Below are 19,059 nucleotides of genomic sequence, written 5' to 3'. Positions count from 1 at the left end.
AGAGTCGATTGCTCGACTTGCTTCTTCACTCGTTGTTCAGTTTTCAAAGAACAATCTTGCTCGTCCATCCCGCTCTCTTGCGAAAGCCGGAAGACTAATATATCATACTTACATTTCATTTGCAACTTGTTTTTCTCAAGTTACTTTCGCTGCCTCTCAGCGGCGACATTTAATAAGATACCACAGACGGGCCGCGAGAGTCAACCCGAAATCCAATGTATTTTTCTACCATTAGAGCAGTGTAAGCTTCAAACAAATCAACAGCAGAATACCTGGAACTCCGAGTACAGTTACAGTCCCTAGTGTAGCAGTATTTATAGGGAGATCGAAGTTCGTATAAGCACTTAATAAATTCAATACATATAAGATAAAGGCTGCAAAAGCAACATTCAGCGCAATAGCGGACAGCCATCTGCCCGCGCGGCGATTTCGAACCAAAGTAAATAACAGGAGAAAAGATGATAGTACAAGCAAACCCCACATCACATACTTGAGATACACGGTTTACACCTCCATCAAGCGATCGGTATCGATTAAACTGATTCCCGATTGTTTGGCCTGCTTAATTAACATTTCAAACCGTTTTTCCGCTGCTTCCAGGGCATAAATCGCATAATCCACTTGATCTTTATCTAACGCAAATTCAAAATGAGCCTGTGCCGCTACCCAGCTCTGGTGCGCCTTGCGTATTTCAAGAACAAGCATCTGCTTGTCCTTCAAGATCGTTTCCTTTGCTGTTTTAGCGGTTGTGCTCCTTTTCCCATATGGCCATTGCAATGCTGGTTTCATGCACTTTCCCCTCCATTCTAGTATTCATGAAGTGTTCATTTATACATATTGAAGGGGCATTAAAAATAGAACTCTACCATGTTTTTGAAACAACAAAAAAGAGAGCCTACTCAGCTCTCTCACAAACTCAAAATAAATTATAATTCCCTGCGACCTTCCATCGCTTTGGTCAGCGTCACTTCATCCGCGTACTCCAAGTCGCCCCCGACCGGTAAACCGTGCGCAATGCGCGTTACACGGAGTCCAAAGGATTTGACCAATCTCGAAAGGTACATAGCCGTCGCTTCTCCCTCGATATTCGGGTTGGTAGCGAGAATGAGTTCTTGCACCTTCTCATCGCTTAATCGTTTGAGCAGCTCAGCGATATGAATCTGATCGGGGCCGATGCCTTCCATAGGAGAAATCGCACCGTGCAGTACGTGATAATACCCTTCAAATTCTTTGGTCCGCTCTAGCGCTACTAAATCTTTGGGCTCTTGAACGACACAGATGACGGAACCATCCCTGCTCTTATCTTGACAGATGCGGCAGGGATCGATGTCCGTTATGTTGCAACAGACTGAGCAATAGTGAAGGTTACGTTTCACGTTGACCAGCGCCTTCGCGAAATCGGTCACATCCTCTTCTTTCATACGAAGGACGTGAAAGGCCAGGCGCCCCGCCGTTTTGGGTCCTACCCCCGGCAGACGGGAGAAAGCATCGATTAATTTGGATATCGGTTCGGGGTAATACAACGGAAGTTCTCCTTCATCTGGCAGATTTGCTCTTCAAGGTATGATTAGAACAAACCAGGGATGTTCATGCCGCCTGTGAATTTGCCCATATCTTTATTTGCTTGTTCTTCAGCTTTGGTCATCGCGTCGTTCACGGCAGTCAGAACGAGGTCTTGGAGCATTTCCACATCATCCGGATCTACTGCCTCGGGTTTAATCGTAATGCTTTGAACTTTTTTGTGCCCATTCACCATGACAGTGACCACACCGCCGCCAGCTGTTCCTTCGATCATTTTGGTGCCCAGTTCTTCTTGGGCTTTCATCATTTGCTCTTGCATTTTCTTCACTTGTTTCATCATTTGGTTCATGTTATTCATTGGTAGGTAGCTCCCTCTTATTCATCTTTGATTGTAACCAGATCTTCGCCAAAAAGCTGTATCGCTTCGGAAATCCATTCTTCTTTCGGTTTACCGCCGGCGCCGGATCCGTCTTCAGGCTCTAGTTCCATAATTTCCGGTGCTGCTGTGGCTTCACTCTGCGCGTCATCCCATTCTTTACGCATAACGGTAAGAAGACGATACGGCTTGCCAAGCACGGAAGTAAGCACTTGTTCGATGAGCAGCTTGTTTTCCGGCTTCTCCGTCGTGTTACGGTGCATTTCATTCTTAAAAGCAACCAAAACGGTATCGTCGAGTGTAGAAACAAGATCACCATTAACAAACCATGCATGAACGGTGATTTTCTTTTCTTTCACCAGACCGAGGATTTGGCTCCATTTCATAAGAGCCGTTTTGGTTTCCGGAGCATCCACAGCTTTCAGGTAGCCGTCCAGCTTGATGCCTGACTTTTTAGCCGGTACCGCGGACAGTGACGGCCTCTGGGGCGTCTGCTTGGAAAGCGAATCGGCCGGTACAGCCGTTAATCCCGATTTTACCAGTCCTGCTAGCTGATCTTCAAGTTGCTGCAGCTTTTTGGTCAACTGTCCGATGACATCGCCCTGCGGCGAAGCACCCCCACCGGACGCCAAGTCACTGGACAAGTGGCCAACTTCAGCCCCCCTGGCGCCTCCCGATATTTTCATGATCGAAATCTCCAGCAGGGTCTGGGGTTGAACGGAATATTTCATCTCACTCTGATAATGATTGAGTGTTTCGATAATTGCCATCATCTCGGCTGGAGAAAAATGACCGGCAACTTCCCGCAGCTCGTTCATATCAAACACACGCTCTGTGATGACAGGTGAATTCGGCACCATGCGTACCATAAGCAAATCACGGAAATAATCGATCAAGTTCTCGATGCATTTGTCGGCACTCTTGCCTTCTTGCATGAACGTATCGATGAGTTCGAGGGCAGCGCCCAGCTCCCGATCTTTGATGGCAAGCACCAGTTTCTTAAACTGATCTGACGCGACACCGCCGGTGATGGACAAAATATCAGAAAGCTGCACTTCTCCCGTAGCGAAAGAAGCTGCCTGATCCAGAAGACTTAGCGCATCCCGCATTCCGCCATCGGACAATCGCGCGATGTAATGCAACGCTTCCTCACTAATGGAAATCTGCTCCTGATCACATACGTACTGCAACCGTTGAACTTGTTCTTCCATGGAAACACGGCGGAAGTCGAACCGCTGACAGCGGGAAATGATCGTGGCCGGGATTTTGTGCGGTTCGGTCGTAGCCAAAATGAACATGACATGCGCAGGAGGCTCCTCCAGCGTTTTCAATAAAGCATTAAAGGCTTCAGTCGTCAGCATGTGCACTTCATCGATGATGTACACTTTCTGCCTTACCTCTGTCGGTGCATATTTGACTTTGTCACGAATGTCCCGAATCTCTTCGACACCGCGGTTGGAAGCCGCATCGATTTCAACGACATCCATGACAGCTCCTTCCGTTATTCGCTTGCAGGCTGAGCACTCGTTGCAAGGTTCTTCGGCAGGTCCGTGTTCACAGTTGACCGCTTTCGCTAATATTTTGGCCGTACTGGTCTTACCGGTCCCCCGTGGTCCGTTGAACAAGTAAGCGTGTGTAAGGCGATTTTCTCTCAAGGAATTCTGTAGCGTCTGCGTAATGTGCTTCTGTCCCACGACTTCACGAAACGTCTGGGACCTCCAAGTTCGATATAAAGCAATATGGGCCATAAAATTCCTCTCCAATAATCCTGTATAGAACTATTGAACTTATTATACTATAACCGTTCTAGGGATGAAATAGAGGATCAGGCGTAGGGAATGACGATGGTGAAAGTAGTTCCATAACCTTTGGAGGCTACCTTAATGCTTCCCCCCATATCATGAATAATCCGCTGACAGACAGACAAGCCGAGCCCGGTGCCCGTATCTTTGGTCGTAAAAAAGGGATCAAAAATTTTATCAATGACGAACATTGGGATTCCTGAACCTGTATCATGTATATCAATGCATACGTTGCGCTCAACCGTATCCACTTTCTCTGAGATCGTTAATACCCCTCCGTCCGACATAGCTTCAATACCGTTCTTGCATATATTCAAAAATACTTGCTTGAGCAATTCCTGATCTGCAATAACTTCCGGCAGATGGTAGGACGCTTCATATTGCAAATGCACATTATATAGAATCGCTTCGTTATTAATAATCGGCAAAATGCCTCGCAGAACCTCAGACAAATCAATTCGCTCATATGAAACGTGCTTAGGCTTACTGAGCAAAAGAAATTCATTTACCAATTCGTTAATTCGATTAATTTCAGTGAGCATGACTTCGGTGTAGCTTTGTTCTTTGCTCATTCCCTGATCCTCAAATGTACGCCGGAGCACCTGAAGAAAGCCTTTGATTGAGGTTAACGGGTTCCGAATCTCATGAGCGGTTCCCGCGGCAATCTGCCCAATCATCGCAAGCCTGTCACTGCGCTGCACCATTTCCTCTAAAGACCTCATATTAGTGACATCTTTGAAAATAATATAGGCGCCGACCATATTCCCTTGATTATCTTTGAGCACATTGGAGTCGAGCAATAGTTCGAAGCGTTCATGATTGTTCGTCCACGAAACCGCATAGTTGCGTACAACCATGCCATTCAAAATCGTGCGCTGCACTAATCGATGTTCGGAAGGAACGGTGGCAAACACCTCATCCAAGGACATGTTCAAGATGGTTTCGCGTTCCAATCCAAGGATTCGGCATGCCATATCGCTTATATCCACCAGTGTGTAATCCATACTGATTAGCAAAACACCCAGATTGACGTCTTTCAAAAAGGCGTCTGAAAAGCGCTGCAGCAAATTTAACTGCGAACCTTCCAATTGATTTCTCATGACCATCAAATAGATTAATTTTTCATCTTTCATGAGCCTGATCATTGAGAATTGGTAATGAATCATTTCCCCATTCTTACTGATCAGGAATCCATGCGGCCATTCCACAGGACCTGACTCATCACTAAAGTAAAAATCATACAACTCGCTAAGCGATGCCCTCACCTTGAACAGCCGGGAAAACGGTATGCTTGTAATCTCTTCAGCGGAATAACCGGAAAACTTCAATAACTGGTCTGTTGCTAGAGTAACCGTACCTTCTCCATCCACAACAAGCATACTGCTCTGCACATTATGATTCAGCAGCTTTCGCACTTCTTCCATGGATACCATGTAATGCCCGGCGTTATGATTAGTCAATTCTGCAGCACCCCTTTTCTATCCAACCGACTTCGCAAGCGCTTCCAATTAATTGAAATGATCATATATTCATTCTCTCTACAGTAAGAATTTTCCTTCCCCTTCAGAAGAGAAAAACGTATATCAAAATTAAACAAAAGTAAACATACCTATGACTAAAGAAAAAACGCCCACTAGTGTGGACGTTTGGCGTTTGTTAAAGTGAAACCGTGCACCTGTTATTGATAAAGGGATACGAGCGTACTCTTACCGTTAGCTCAAGTTAGGCAACCCTTCGGCACATGAAACATCTTGCTTACGGCTGCTTCCTTCCAGACCTGACCGGGTTCACAAGCATTCATTGCGAAGGACCCGACTCTCAACACCACGTGTAAAAGCCAGACCTCACATCACAGTACCTCTAACAGGGATTCAACCCCGCTACAGCGGATTGCGAGTTACAGGGCACCGCTACCTCCCCATCTAGCACGGTAAAAATAAGTATAGCCGATTCGATAGCAAATAGCAACCGAGGGTAAAACCTACCTATTTCATCGGACCATCTTCACTCTAATATTATAACGAGGCATATTCGTATTCAGTGCCATTTGCACCTGAGAGCGAAGTTCATCAACCTGAGCGTCGGTCAGCCCAGACTTAGGTTTTACTTTCACACGAGCCACCGGTCCGTTGACGGTTATGTTCACCGTATCAATACCCGGAAGCTGGGCCAAAACAGCCTTCATTAAATTCGTATCGTCATCATAATGATGGTAGGTCGGGTTCAAGGGATCATTGGGGTTGACGCTTGTTAATCCCAGATATCCGTCGTTCTGGTACGATTTTGCCTTGTATGTCTGGTCATCTGTAGCCCGATTATTCATGCTGCCGCAGCCGGCCAGACTCGTCACTAGCATAGCAGCAATTGCAAATCTTAACATACCTGCAAACATAAAAACACCTCCCTATGGACTCTAAGCCTAAGCTTAGGATGACCAAGGGAGGTTGTCTTATGCCGATTGGCAGTCAAGTAATTGATGCCAATTAGATGCCGTATTTCTTTTTGAATTTGTCGACACGACCGCCTGCATCGATAAACTTTTGTTTACCTGTGTAGAACGGATGGCAATTAGAGCAAATCTCAACGCGAAGATTTTGCTTAATGGAGCCTGTCTCGAACACATTACCACATGCACAAGTCACTGTGGTTACATGATAAGTAGGATGAATCGCTGCTTTCATGTTAGGGTTCACCTCTTTCTGCCCTGAATCATTTGCTGAAACAGAGTTATATTGACACGAACGCATTATATCACGTTTCGAAGTCTACATGCAATAACAATCCTCGTGGTAAGCAATGGTTTAAAGCTTGGCTGCAAGTGAGCGCTCTCTGGTGTAAAACTCAGGCGTATGTGTATAGGAGCCAATCACTACATCCGGCAATTCCTCTTGGAAAATCTCAATCATTTGCTTCATCCCGAGCAGCTCGCCTTGCGCTTTGGGAATGATGCCGAGATAACTTTCAGGATCAATATTTAAGTTGCGCAGTTGAATCAGTTTCAATCCGGTTCGGCGCACAAAATCAATCATCGCCTCGATCTCTTCTTCCCGGTCGGTAACCCCTGGGAAAACGAGATAGTTGATGGATGTGATGACGCCCTTGTCCGTCGCGTAACGCAGCGACTTCTCTACGTTCTTAAGCGTGTAGGCTCTTGGCTTGTAATACGCGTTGTAGTGGTCGTCAAGCGCGCTGATCGTACTTACACGCATGAGATCCAGTCCGGCATCGACGATGCCGCGGATATGATCGGTAAGCCCCGCATTGGTATTGATATTGATGTAGCCCATCTTCGTCTGCTGGCGTACTTGTTTCATCGCTTCGATGATAATCGCCGCCTGCGTACTTGGCTCGCCTTCGCAGCCTTGACCGAAGGAGATGATGCTCTCCGGCGTACGAAGGTGCTCAAGCATGATCTGCACGATTTCTTCGACTTGCGGCTTAAAATTCATCCGTGTCTGCGGGGCAGGGAATCCGCTGTCATCCGGCTGTTCGGAGATACACCCGAAGCAGCCCGCGTTGCACGAGTAAGAGACGGGAACCGCTCCCTCCCAGCGCTGCAGGAAGGTATTCGATGCAGTTAGGCATTCATAGCCCAGTGCACAGCCCGACAAGTGCTGGTAGAGACGATTGTCCGGATACTTCGCAACCAGACGCTTGACTTCAACTTCGAGCTCGCCCGGATCACAGTTCACAGGGTTCCAGTAGTACGGATTGTCGCTTTGACGAGCGGCGACATAGAAGCCATCTTCTTTCCATACGACGGCAGTGTAGCCGAACAGAGGCAGCAATTTGGATTTATCGGATTTGATATAACCGGGAAGCAGCAGCCTTGTGAATCCTTGAGGAAGAAGCGCGCCAACGGCGTGGTAATCTCCCTCAACGAGTTTCATATCTCCTGTCTCCGCGTCAATCCCGACCGGACGTGTGAAAGGAAGACTTACCAGCGTTGCCCCTTCGGGCAGCGGGATGAGTTCTTCCTCCAAAATTTCTGTAATCATTTCAGCATTTCGACCAAGCGCCAAATAATCGGGATGATCGAAAACATTACCTTGTGAGTCAGCGTAAACCAAGTTCATAGGGGTACTCCTTAGCATTTTCTTAAAGAAAACTAGCGGCAGATACGCTATCCGAGTTTTCTAAAGAAAACTTTCTTCGTAGGCTTATACTTAGCTAAAATTTTAGGATGCGGAGTTTTTGACTTTGCCGCCTTTGTTTCCACCTGATCCTGTGCCGGCAGAAGGTGAAGCAAGCGAGTCCAAAAACTCTTGATTGGTTTTGGTATCGGCCAGCTTTTTGATAAAAGCTTCCGTATATTCATGCGAGTCGTTCATGCCTTTGCGCAGTGCCCAAATCTTCTCGAGTTCGTCTTTACCGAGCAGCGCCTCTTCGCGGCGCGTGCCGGATCTGCGAATATCGATCGCAGGGAAGATGCGGCGTTCCGCCATTTTACGATCAAGATGAAGTTCTAAATTACCCGTACCTTTAAATTCCTCATAAATGACGTCATCCATACGTGATCCCGTTTCAACCAATGCCGTAGCGAGTATCGTCAGGCTGCCGCCTTCCTCAATGTTACGTGCCGCCCCGAAGAAACGCTTCGGACGATGAAATGCACCCGGGTCAATACCGCCGGACAGCGTTCGGCCTGTTGGCGGAACAACCAAGTTGTACGCTCTGGCCAATCGCGTGATGCTATCCAAAAGAATAACAACATCCTTCTTATGCTCGACTAACCTCATCGCGCGTTCCAATACGAGCTCCGCGACCTTAATATGATTCTCAGGCAGTTCATCAAACGTTGAAGCCACAACCTCGCCTTTGACGGAACGCTGCATATCCGTTACTTCCTCAGGACGCTCGTCAATGAGCAAAACGAAAAGTTCGATATCCGGGTAATTGGTGGAAATACTGTTGGCGATTTCTTTGAGAAGTAACGTTTTCCCAGCTTTAGGGGGGGCTACGATCAAACCGCGTTGGCCGAGTCCGACCGGTGCCAGCATATCCATAATGCGCGTAGAAAGCTTGTTAGGGGTAGTTTCAAGAATCACTCGGGTTTGCGGATAAAGAGGCGTTAAGGCTGGAAAATGTAAGCGTTCGGCCGCCGTCTCCGGCTTCTCCCCATTGACCGCTTCTACCTGCAGGAGACCGAAATATCGCTCATTCTCCTTCGGAGGTCGACATTTCCCGGAGACAACGTCCCCGGAACGAAGATCGAATTTCCGAATTTGCGAAGCGGAGATGTAGATGTCCTCCGAACTCGGCAGGTAATTAATCGGTCGCAAGAAACCGAATCCTTCCTGAAGAATTTCTAGGACACCTTGCATGAACATCAGACCGCTTTCGGCAGCTTGTGCACGTAAAATAGCAAAAATAAGTTCTTTTTTCTTAAGCTGTCCGTAATACGGAATCTGGTGTTTCTTGGCCAGCTTATATAAATCGGTAAGCTTGAGGACTTCAAGCTCAGCAAGTTGCATGCTCATTTCATTTCGACCACCAAACTATTAAATTTTCAATTGGATTCTAGCATTGCCTGTTCTATGGAACTTTATTCCTCGGTTTCGCGCCAAACCTCAGCGCCAAGCGAAGACAGGTTAAATACCAGATTTTCGTAACCCCGGTCAATGAACTCGACACCGGATACTTCGGTGATTCCACCGCTGCGAACACTAAGACCGGCAATAACAAGAGAAGCTCCCGCGCGCAAATCCGTTGCTCTGACTTTGGCCGAACTCAACTGAGAACCCTCGATAATGGCAGAGCGGCCTTCGACTTTCATTTTCGCCCCCATGCGAACAAGTTCAGGGATATGCTTAAAGCGATTACTGTAAACATGATCGGTTAATATACTAACTCCGCGCGCTTGTGTCAAAAGACTTGCCATCGGCGACTGTAAATCCGTCGCGAATCCGGGATAGACAAGGGCTTTCACATCTACACTTTCATATTCCGGTTGTCCTACCACGCGAATGGATTCATCCATTTCATAGATATGTACACCCATTTCCTGCAGTTTGGCAGTAAGAGCTTCCATATGTTTCGGAATCACATTATCCACGGTAACATCGCCGCGTGTCGCTGCGGCAGCAATCATGTAAGTACCTGCTTGAATACGGTCAGGAATGATAGAATGCCGGCAGCCGTGCATTTCCGTAACGCCTTCGATACGGATCGTTTCGGTGCCTGCGCCTTTAATTTTGGCGCCCATGGAGTTTAATAGCGTAGCAACATCTATGATTTCAGGCTCTTTGGCCGCATTTTCAATAAGAGTAAATCCTTTGGCGCGTGATGCCGCGAGCATGATGTTGATCGTAGCTCCGACACTGGCCATATCCAAATAAATCTTCGCGCCGCGCAGCTCTTTCGCGCGAATTTTCAATGCTCCATTTTCATTGCTGACTACCGCGCCCAGCGCCTCAAACCCTTTGATATGCAGATCAATCGGACGAGGCTCAAAATTGCATCCGCCCGGAAGACCGATTGTCGCCTCTCCAAATCTACCAAGCAATGCTCCCATTAAATAATAGGAAGCCCGCAGCTTCTTCACTTTACCGTTCGGCATCGGAAGAGATTTCATCGAACTCGGATCAATCGTCATACGATCCTCATTCCAATCAATCGTCGCGCCTAAATCCGTTAAAATTTCTGTATATGTAGCCACATCGCTGAGATGAGGCAGATTATCCAAAGTTACTGACGTCTCTGCAAGAACTGCAGCCGGAATTAAAGCGACAGCGCTATTCTTCGCTCCGCTGATTTGAATCGTTCCCCGTAGTGGGCGGCCACCGACCACCATTAATTTTTCCAACATGATTCTCCCCCTACATCAGGTGCCTACTTGCTGTGAATGGACAGAGCTGTCCCGTGAAAAAACAGAAGAGGGAAACACATGATTAGACATGCATTTCCCACAACATCTATACAGTTGGAATTAAGCTTGGTTGCTGCTTCCGAACAATTGAATTTTGGATTTAACCACTTCTACCATTGCTTTGCGGGCAGGTGTGAGGTACTTGCGAGGATCGTATACTTTCGCATCTTTGTTCAGCACTTCGCGGATCGCTTCTGTGCAAGCCACTTGGTTTTCTGTGTTCACGTTGATTTTACCAACGCCTGCTGCGATGGATTTACGGATCATTTCGTCCGGAACGCCGGATCCGCCGTGCAATACAACAGGAACTGGAATAGCTTTGGATACAGCTTCGATAATATCGAAGTGAATGTTAGGCTCGCCAGCGTACATGCCATGCGCCGTACCTACTGCGATCGCCAGGCAGTCAACGCCTGTTTCTTCATAGAAACGGATAGCTTCTTCTGGTTTTGCAAGGTTTGCATGCTCTTCGTCCACGCTGATATCATCCTCAACGCCGCCGATTGTTCCAAGCTCACCCTCAACGGATACGCCCATTGCACGAGCAGCTTTCACAACTTCTTTCGTCAAGCGAATGTTCTCTTCGAAGGAGTAGTGGGAACCATCAAACATAACGGAGCTGAATCCGGCGCGGATACATTTCATTGCTACTTCAAAGGAGCTGCCATGATCCAGGTGCAAGGCAATCGGCAGTCCGGATTTTTTAGCTGCTGCTTCTGCAATAGCTACCGTAAACTCGATACCCATATATTTCAGTGCGCCTTCGCTAACACCATAGATGAATGGGGATTTCAGTTCGATTGCTGCGTCCACGATTGCTTGAGCAAATTCCAGGTTGTTCATATTGAACTGACCCACCGCGAATTTGTTTGCTTTTGCTTTTGGTAAAAACTCATTCATTGAAACCAGTGCCATGTTTCTCTTCCTCCTAGAACCTGTAGTAGATGCGTAAACCGCTCTTTGTCATACCTGAGTTATTATAGCACATATATTTTCAAATGATAACCAAGCCCTAAACAATTCCCCCAAAACGAACAACAAAAAAGATCCTAAAAATCTAGGATCCCACTGCAAAACTATTATTAGATTCGTTATTCAATTGCTTGTTGACCGCCATTCGCAATTCATCAATATCGAAAGGCTTCGTGAAATGCATGATTGCGCCAAGGTCCGTCGCTTCTTTAATCATGTCAAGCTCACCGTAAGCCGTCATCATGATCACTTTAATGGAAGGGTCAATTGCCTTGACATGCTTGAGAATGTCTAAACCATCCATACCAGGAATCTTCATATCGAGTAGAACAAGGTCGGGCGAGGAGTTCTTGACAATCTCTAAAGCCAGCTTACCGTTCGATGCTTGATAGGTATCGTATCCTTCATTGCTGAACACTTCCATAAGTAGTACGCGAATTCCATTTTGATCATCGACAATCAATACTTTCTTTTTCATAAGCTTGGTTCCCTCCCGAAAAACGAATAACGAACTCCCATTTTCTTTGAGTGTATGTTATTCGCTATCCGTTTTCGTTTTCCTTCCGGGGAACAAAATTTTATTGAAATGTTTTACAAATAAGAGGTTTTACAGGAAGCAAGGTGGTTAGCGATAATTAACGAGCCAACTGCAATGCCGCTTTCACGAACTCGCGGAACAGTGGCTGCGGACGATTCGGACGCGATGTGAACTCCGGATGGAATTGCACCGCGAGGAACCAAGGATGATCGGGAACCTCGATCATTTCCACCAGGCGGCCATCCGGCGATGTGCCGGAAATGCGCAGACCTGCGGATTCGATGAGCTCACGGTATTCGTTGTTGAACTCGTACCGGTGGCGATGTCTTTCGTAGACGAGCTCATCATCGTATGAGCGCGCCGCGAGAGAGCCCGGAACCAATTTACAAGGGTACAAGCCCAAACGCATCGTACCGCCCAGATTCTCGATATCTTTCTGCTCAGGCAGCAGATCAATGACCGGATAAGCAGTTGTCGGGTTAATCTCCGAACTGTTCGCACCATTAAGCCCGGCTACGGTACGCGCGTATTCGATAACCGCTACCTGCATACCGAGGCAGATGCCGAAGAAAGGAATCTTCTTCTCGCGCGCATAACGAATAGCAGACACTTTGCCTTCGATTCCGCGATCGCCGAAGCCGCCAGGTACAAGAATACCTTGAACTCCGCTCAATAGCTCATCTACGTTATGATCGTACACTTCTTCAGCATTTACCCAACGGATGCTAATTTCAGAATCATTATCAATGCCCGCATGGCCTAGCGCTTCCACAATACTGAGGTACGCATCATGCAGAGCTACATATTTTCCTACGATGGCGATTTCCGTCGTCTGTGTCAAGGATTTAACCTTGCGCACGAGACTTTCCCATTCCGTCATATCCGGCTCATTGGTTTTGAGTTTTAAGTGATTGACCACATAATCATCAAGCCCTTGCTCGCGCAGCATCATCGGAACTTCATATAAGGTCTCAGCATCCTTACATTCAATGACTGCCGCCGGATCGATATCGCAGAACAGCGCCAGTTTGCGCTTCATATCTTCCGTCAGGGAATGCTCGGTGCGGCAAACGATAACGTGCGGTTGGATACCCAAACCACGCAATTCCTTGACACTGTGCTGAGTCGGCTTCGTTTTCACTTCGCCGGCGGCTTTGATGTACGGAATGAGCGTAACGTGAATGTACATGACATTCTCGCGGCCGATGTCGTTTTTCATTTGGCGAATGGCTTCGAGGAACGGCAAGCTCTCGATATCGCCCACCGTACCGCCAATCTCGGTAATGACAACGTCGGATTGCGCTTCGCGGCCAGCGCGGAGAACACGATCTTTAATTTCATTCGTAATGTGCGGGATCACTTGTACGGTTCCGCCTAAATACTCGCCTCTACGCTCTTTAGTAATAACAGAAGAGTACACTTTACCTGTCGTAACATTGGAGTTTTTGGAAAGATTGATATCAATAAAGCGTTCATAATGGCCTAGGTCCAAGTCCGTTTCCGCACCGTCATCGGTTACAAACACCTCACCGTGCTGGTAAGGGCTCATGGTTCCCGGATCCACGTTAATATACGGATCAAACTTTTGAATCGTTACTTTCAGACCTCTGTTTTTCAGCAATCTTCCTAAGGAAGCTGCCGTAATTCCTTTTCCAAGGGAAGAGACAACGCCTCCCGTTACGAAAATGTATTTTGTCACTATGTACGCCTCCTAAGATTTTTTTTGTGATAACGCCAGACAACTGGCTTTTGTACGCACCTGAACACCCTGTCTTCTAGTTTCTGCAAAACAGGGGTTTTCATGATAACGAAGTGAAAAAACATCCATAAAAAAACAAAAAAGTGACACCCGTAGTGACGGGGCACTTTTGTAACGCTCTCGCGATTTGTTAAGATTCTTTTAAAGCCCATGCAATAGTTTACTCTGAACCGATAGGGGCTGTCAAGACAAGTTATTTATCGTCTTCTTCGTCCTCATCTTCAAAGTCGGCATCCTCTTCATCTTCGTCGAGATCTTCATCCAGATCTTCTTCAGACTCTTCAATTTCAGCGTCACCCAGATCTTCTTCCTCGATCTCTTCGTCTTCGAAGAATTCGGAATCCTCTTCGGCTTCCTCTTCGTTCTCGGTACCGAAAGCATCGTAATCGTCTTCCTCTGCGTAGGTATCTTCTTCTTCCTCTGCGTAGATATCCTCATCCAGATCGTCATCTTCATCATTGATGATGCGAGGACGCTTCGCGTTACCTACAGCATCGTCCGATTTCTCAACAGGATACCAACGCTTGAGGCCCCACAGGTTCGAACCCACACAAGCAAAACGTCCATCAATGTTGATTTCTGTATATAGTTGGGCAATTACCTGCATGACACTATCTTCGGATAGCCCTTTAATTTTTGCAATTTCCATCATCAGGTCACGATAATAAAAAGGCGTATTCGCCGATTTCAGCAATTCAAACGCCAAATCCACCATCGGCATTTCTCGCGCCTGTTCCGCGGTGATTTTGAGTGTATATTCGCTACCCATCTAAGGCACATCCCTTCGACCGTCTTGTTCAAGTTCTTCTATCTACCTTATCCAATATCTTCATTAAGTAAAACCTATTTTTTCTAAAAATGCAACTATCCCTTTGGAATCACACGGAGAGTGAGATGAGGGACAAATAAAACAAGCGAAGGTCCCCCTTCGCTTGCGACTGTATCCTCAGGAATCGGTACGCCTGCGGCGCTCCGTTTCCACCACCTGAGAAAGAGACACTCCTGCTGCGCCTCTCTATTTATCCTATGTAAAACATACGCATCTGACACGGCTTCGCACCCATTTATTTCATAATGAGGCGATGACACGGTCAGGCAGGAAGACCTGTACATATGATAGGGGAGATTAGAATCTACGCTGTCAACGGGGGGGATGGTATCATGGATACAGCCACCTTTCTTCATCTGCTACATGAGGAAATCAGTCTCACCACGCATTCCGATAAAAAGCACATTATCCATTTCCCATCGGTCAAGGATTATTATGCTTGCAGATCCCAGCTGAGGCAATTAAAGTCTAGCCTCACCCACCTCTCCAAAGTTCGCGACCTTCGTATTATTCATGCTTTTTCCTGCACACTTCGCGCCGATTCCAAGTTGAAAACCACCCCTGGCGCCCATGTCATCGAAGAAGACATCCGTGTAACCGTTCATCAATTTATCGGAAGAAGAATACCCGTTCGCAGAGCTGGTATCTTCGCGGGCTCTCAGATCATCCCTTGGGGAGTCGATCAGATCGGTGCGCCGGAAGCATGGGGGAAGTCGGTCGGCCAGAGCGTTCGCATTGGCGTCATCGATACCGGTATCGATTACAATCATCCCGATTTGCGCACATCCATTGCGCGCGGTGTGAATTTATTGAACCGCAGCATGCTGCCCTTTGACGATAATGGGCACGGTACACATATAGCGGGTACGATAGCCGCTGCCGGTCGGCATATGGGTATTGTGGGCGTTGCGCCAAGGTCCATTATTCATCCGGTCAAAGCGTTCGATTACAACGGAAGCGCTTATGTATCCGACATCATCGCAGGTATTGATTGGTGCGTGCAGAACGATCTCGATGTCATCAATATGAGCTTCGGCATGAAAACGTACAATCGGTCTCTCGAGCAAGCCGTCATGAATGCGTACTACAAAGGCAAAGTGATCGTCGCCTCCTCGGGCAATGACGGCAAACGCAAAACGGTCGATTATCCCGCCCGTTTTCCACAAGTCATCTCCGTAGGTGCGATGACACGTCTAGGCAAAATCGCTCCCTTCAGCAACCGAGGGAAGCAAATCGATGTTTATGCGCCCGGAGAGCGGATATACTCTGCCTGGCTTCACGGCAAATACAACGAGCTGAGCGGCACCTCGATGGCCACCGCCCATGTCAGCGGCGTCATCGCCTTGATGCTGTCCGTCAAGCCGAGCCTCGGGCCGATGCAGATCAAGAACATCCTGAGGCGCTGCTCCAGCAGCCTCAGCAAACGCGATAGCGTGCGCTGGCGCCCCGGGCAGATTAATGCCCGGCGGGTGCTTAGCGCACTGAGGTAGCTGGCGCGCGCGGGAAACGCGTGCGCAGCGTGGGATTGTAGCGCCCTTTTGGGGCGCTATAGAAGAGCGGAGGCGAGGTTGCGCTCCTGTTGCGCCCCAAAAGGGCGTTAGAGTGCGCAAAGAGCAGAATGATTGTCAAACAGAATTACCCTTGAATGATTGAAGGCAGGTATAGCCAGCCAGCAGATTAGAGAATGAGAGTCGCTAATAGAGCACCTTTTGGGCGCAAATTCTTTGGAGGCATGCTCCAAACAGGTCTCGAACGAACAAAGGTCTTTAATTAAAGAATTTTGTTCGTTACTTATGGTCTTTTGGTCTCTAATTACCCCTAGGCGGGGATTCGCACTTCTTTTAGCGTCTCGACGGTCTCTATTAGCGAAGTATTGTTCTCTGCAAAAAAATCAGCTGACTAAGGTGACGGACTCGTAAGAGTAAACTTCAGCCAAGCATAATGAAAATGTGATTCCAAAATAAATGCTCATTTACCCACAGTCAGCACGGCATCATTTACTTTGTAAAAATAAAAGGGATTAAGCAGAGTACGATCTCTGCTTAATCCCTTTCTCATGAACGGAGCTTACATCCGCTCCGGAGCCGATACGCCAACAGCGCGGAGCACGTTGGCGAGCGTCGTGCGCAGCGCGCCAAGCAGCGCGAGGCGTGCCTGAGTCAAGGCCGCGTCATCGGTGATGACGTAGTGGCCCTTGTAGTAGCTATGGAACTGGCTCGCCAGTTCATAGACATAGCGGATGAGTCGATGCGGTGCATACTGCTCGGCCGCCACTGCGACTTCCTCGGGAAGCTCGCCGATTTTGCGCAGCAGGTCGAACTCGGCTTCCGCCGTGAGGCGGGACAGGTCGACCTGCTCCAAAGGCAGGATCTCGATGCCTTGCTCTGCCGCCTGGCGGTAGATGCTGCAGATGCGTGCATGCGCATACTGCACGTAGAACACAGGGTTCTCATTGGACTGAGAAACCGCAAGGTCCATGTCAAAATCCAGATGCGAATCCATGCTCCGCATCGTGAAGAAGTAACGGATCGGGTCGACGCCGACCTCGTCCATAAGGTCCTCCATCGTAACTGCCTTGCCGGTACGCTTGGACATCTTCACCTTTTCCCCATTCTGGAAAAGGCTTACCATCTGCGCGATCAGCACAACGAGACGGTCGGCCTCAAACCCCAGCGCCGTCATGGCGGCCTTCATCCGCGGGATGTAGCCGTGGTGATCGGCGCCCCAAATATTAATCAAGCGGTCGAAGCCGCGTTGGAATTTGTTGCGGTGGTAAGCGATATCCGGCGTCAAGTAAGTGAACGAGCCGTCGTTCTTGATGAGAACACGGTTCTTGTCGTCACCGAGCGGCACCGTATTCAGCCACGTTGCGCCTTCTTCTTCATACACGTGACCGTTGTCGCGCAGTTCCTGCAGCACGCCCGGGATAAGATTATCCTCATAGATGGAGGTCTCCGAGAACCAGTGATCGAATTGAACGCCGAAGCGTCCAAGATCGCGCTTGATTTTGTCGAGTTCCTTCTCCAGTCCATAGGAACGGAAATATTGACGGCGCTCCTCTTCAGGCAAGCTCAGAAGGCTGTCCCCTTTTTCGGCAGCCAGTTCAGCGGCAAAGCCTTTGATATCTTCGCCGAAGTAGCCGTCTTCCGGCATTTCTGCATCTTGACCGAGCGCTTGCAAATAGCGGGCCTCGATTGATTTGGCCAAGTTCATCACTTGGTTGCCGGCATCATTAATATAATATTCGCGCGATACGTCGTATCCGGCGAGATCGAGCACGTTACACAGCGCGTCGCCAACCGCCGCTCCGCGAGCATGTCCCAGATGCAGCGATCCGGTAGGGTTCGCACTAACGAACTCAACTTGAACTTTAAGTCCTTGACCAACGTTAATGGCTCCGTAACGGTTGCCTTGTGCTGCAACCTCCGCGATCAGCGGGTAGAGGTATACTTTGTTCATTTTGAAATTAATGAATCCCGGTCCGGCGATATCCGCAGCTGCGATATAGGCCTTTTCTTTTTGCAGGTTGGCGATGATTTGCTCTGCGATTTGTCTTGGATTTTGCTTGGCGATTCTTGTCAATTGCATCGCGACATTCGTTGCGAAGTCACCGTGCGCTTTATCTTTCGGCACCTCGAGAGTGATCTCCGGCATCTGTGCGGCATCAATGATGCCCGCGGCTACGACGGCGTCCGTAATCGCTTGTTTAACGATCGTTTTGACTTGATTTAATACATCCATTATAAGTTACTCCTCCTGAATCAACAGCTTGATCCGATAATGTCCTGCGTGTGTGCCTGAAGCATATAAATCATAGCTCCACCTGGTTATGCCAATCCCTTGTTCGGCCTCCGATGTCAGCTCATGCGTCTCAATTTCGAGTTCCATTCTTCCTTGGGCTGTCTGGTAGAAGCCTACCCGCTTCTCGCCGGCTACAAACGTTTGCTCCGCCTGCACATCGCCCTGCCGGATGATTCGGATTTGATTCGTTTCCAGCTTGATCAGCGTCACGGTTCGCCCGAGTTCATTCGGCTCTTCTTCGTAGCGGATGTAGGTATGCTCCCCCTTGGGATAAAGGTCGCCTCTAGCCTTCTGAACCGTTGTCTCGCTACCTATGCGGCTCTCGATCCGAATCCGCACACGTTGCTTAGCCGTCATCGTCTGTCATTCTCCTGTTCCTATAAACTTGCTTACGCCTCATGTCAAGATAAGGCAAGATAGGTATTAGTTTATAATATAAGGTCTGCGAATTCAATGAGCTTTGCCCTAAGCATAGAAATCGTTCTTTTTATTTTCAATGTCAAAAACGAAAAAGCCGTCAAAGCTTCTTGAAATGGTCATACCCCTGTCAAGTAGACAGTTGAAAAAAAGCTATGCTGCCAGCGCGTGTCGAT

18 protein-coding genes and 1 other RNA gene are annotated in these 19,059 nt (G+C 48.1%); 1 reads left to right on the top strand and 18 read right to left on the bottom strand.

Going from position 1 to position 19,059, the window contains the following annotated elements; all coding sequences use genetic code 11:
- Window positions 1–231: 231 nt before the first annotated feature.
- From ACFQZT_RS32500 to rpoE, 16 genes are all read right to left on the bottom strand, one after another.
- Window positions 232–501 (bottom strand): pro-sigmaK processing inhibitor BofA family protein, encoded by a 270-nt coding sequence (locus ACFQZT_RS32500; RefSeq protein ID WP_379307157.1) that lies wholly within the window; start codon window positions 499–501, stop codon window positions 232–234.
- A 3-nt stretch (window positions 502–504) separates the two neighbouring features.
- Complete coding sequence (locus ACFQZT_RS32495) at window positions 505–789, bottom strand: DUF2508 family protein (RefSeq protein ID WP_379307155.1); 285 nt, start codon at window positions 787–789, stop codon at window positions 505–507.
- Window positions 790–926: 137 nt separating this feature from the next.
- On the bottom strand, window positions 927–1,523 hold the full coding sequence (recR, locus tag ACFQZT_RS32490; RefSeq protein ID WP_379307153.1) for a recombination mediator RecR: 597 nt from the start codon (window positions 1,521–1,523) through the stop codon (window positions 927–929).
- A 44-nt stretch (window positions 1,524–1,567) separates the two neighbouring features.
- The gene (locus tag ACFQZT_RS32485) at window positions 1,568–1,879 is read right to left on the bottom strand and encodes a YbaB/EbfC family nucleoid-associated protein (protein WP_379307151.1); all 312 of its coding nucleotides are present in this window, start codon (window positions 1,877–1,879) and stop codon (window positions 1,568–1,570) included.
- 17 nt (window positions 1,880–1,896) lie between these two features.
- Window positions 1,897–3,645, bottom strand: coding sequence for a DNA polymerase III subunit gamma/tau (gene dnaX / locus ACFQZT_RS32480; RefSeq protein WP_379307149.1), 1,749 nt, complete (start codon window positions 3,643–3,645; stop codon window positions 1,897–1,899).
- 77 nt (window positions 3,646–3,722) lie between these two features.
- On the bottom strand, window positions 3,723–5,159 hold the full coding sequence (locus ACFQZT_RS32475) for an ATP-binding protein (RefSeq protein ID WP_379307147.1): 1,437 nt from the start codon (window positions 5,157–5,159) through the stop codon (window positions 3,723–3,725).
- A 207-nt stretch (window positions 5,160–5,366) separates the two neighbouring features.
- An RNA gene (ffs, locus tag ACFQZT_RS32470) (signal recognition particle sRNA large type) lies at window positions 5,367–5,630 on the bottom strand.
- A gap of 59 nt (window positions 5,631–5,689) precedes the next feature.
- The gene (locus tag ACFQZT_RS32465; RefSeq protein ID WP_379307145.1) at window positions 5,690–6,091 is read right to left on the bottom strand and encodes a hypothetical protein; all 402 of its coding nucleotides are present in this window, start codon (window positions 6,089–6,091) and stop codon (window positions 5,690–5,692) included.
- Window positions 6,092–6,182: 91 nt separating this feature from the next.
- Complete coding sequence (gene rpmE / locus ACFQZT_RS32460; protein WP_188175736.1) at window positions 6,183–6,380, bottom strand: 50S ribosomal protein L31; 198 nt, start codon at window positions 6,378–6,380, stop codon at window positions 6,183–6,185.
- 120 nt (window positions 6,381–6,500) lie between these two features.
- Window positions 6,501–7,775, bottom strand: a complete 1,275-nt coding sequence (locus ACFQZT_RS32455; protein ID WP_379307142.1) for a radical SAM family protein — start codon at window positions 7,773–7,775, stop codon at window positions 6,501–6,503.
- A 102-nt stretch (window positions 7,776–7,877) separates the two neighbouring features.
- Complete coding sequence (rho, locus tag ACFQZT_RS32450) at window positions 7,878–9,179, bottom strand: transcription termination factor Rho (protein ID WP_379307140.1); 1,302 nt, start codon at window positions 9,177–9,179, stop codon at window positions 7,878–7,880.
- 65 nt (window positions 9,180–9,244) lie between these two features.
- On the bottom strand, window positions 9,245–10,504 hold the full coding sequence (locus ACFQZT_RS32445) for a UDP-N-acetylglucosamine 1-carboxyvinyltransferase (protein ID WP_379307159.1): 1,260 nt from the start codon (window positions 10,502–10,504) through the stop codon (window positions 9,245–9,247).
- A 123-nt stretch (window positions 10,505–10,627) separates the two neighbouring features.
- Window positions 10,628–11,482, bottom strand: coding sequence for a class II fructose-1,6-bisphosphate aldolase (fba, locus tag ACFQZT_RS32440; protein ID WP_379307138.1), 855 nt, complete (start codon window positions 11,480–11,482; stop codon window positions 10,628–10,630).
- A 142-nt stretch (window positions 11,483–11,624) separates the two neighbouring features.
- The gene (locus tag ACFQZT_RS32435; RefSeq protein ID WP_188175740.1) at window positions 11,625–12,017 is read right to left on the bottom strand and encodes a response regulator; all 393 of its coding nucleotides are present in this window, start codon (window positions 12,015–12,017) and stop codon (window positions 11,625–11,627) included.
- Window positions 12,018–12,174: 157 nt separating this feature from the next.
- The gene (locus ACFQZT_RS32430) at window positions 12,175–13,776 is read right to left on the bottom strand and encodes a CTP synthase (protein ID WP_379307136.1); all 1,602 of its coding nucleotides are present in this window, start codon (window positions 13,774–13,776) and stop codon (window positions 12,175–12,177) included.
- 253 nt (window positions 13,777–14,029) lie between these two features.
- Window positions 14,030–14,605 carry a DNA-directed RNA polymerase subunit delta gene (rpoE, locus tag ACFQZT_RS32425; RefSeq protein ID WP_379307134.1) on the bottom strand — a complete coding sequence of 192 codons (576 nt, stop codon included), beginning with the start codon at window positions 14,603–14,605 and terminating at the stop codon, window positions 14,030–14,032.
- 392 nt (window positions 14,606–14,997) lie between these two features.
- On the opposite strand from rpoE, the gene ACFQZT_RS32420 reads away from it, so the two are divergent.
- Entirely contained in the window at window positions 14,998–16,155 is a 1,158-nt protein-coding gene (locus ACFQZT_RS32420; RefSeq protein WP_379307132.1) for a S8 family peptidase, read from the top strand.
- Window positions 16,156–16,732: 577 nt separating this feature from the next.
- Here ACFQZT_RS32420 and argS read toward each other — a convergent pair.
- Complete coding sequence (gene argS / locus ACFQZT_RS32415) at window positions 16,733–18,406, bottom strand: arginine--tRNA ligase (RefSeq protein WP_379307130.1); 1,674 nt, start codon at window positions 18,404–18,406, stop codon at window positions 16,733–16,735.
- 6 nt (window positions 18,407–18,412) lie between these two features.
- Window positions 18,413–18,823: a YwiB family protein gene (locus ACFQZT_RS32410; RefSeq protein WP_379307128.1), complete on the bottom strand. Its 411-nt coding sequence runs from the start codon at window positions 18,821–18,823 to the stop codon at window positions 18,413–18,415.
- Window positions 18,824–19,059: the final 236 nt, after the last annotated feature.

It is taken from the genome of Paenibacillus sp. GCM10027628 (assembly GCF_042676385.1).
GTDB lineage: Bacteria > Bacillota > Bacilli > Paenibacillales > NBRC-103111 > Paenibacillus_E.
Note: the sequence above shows the minus strand (reverse complement) of the source record. Positions and strands in the feature narration are given on the sequence as shown.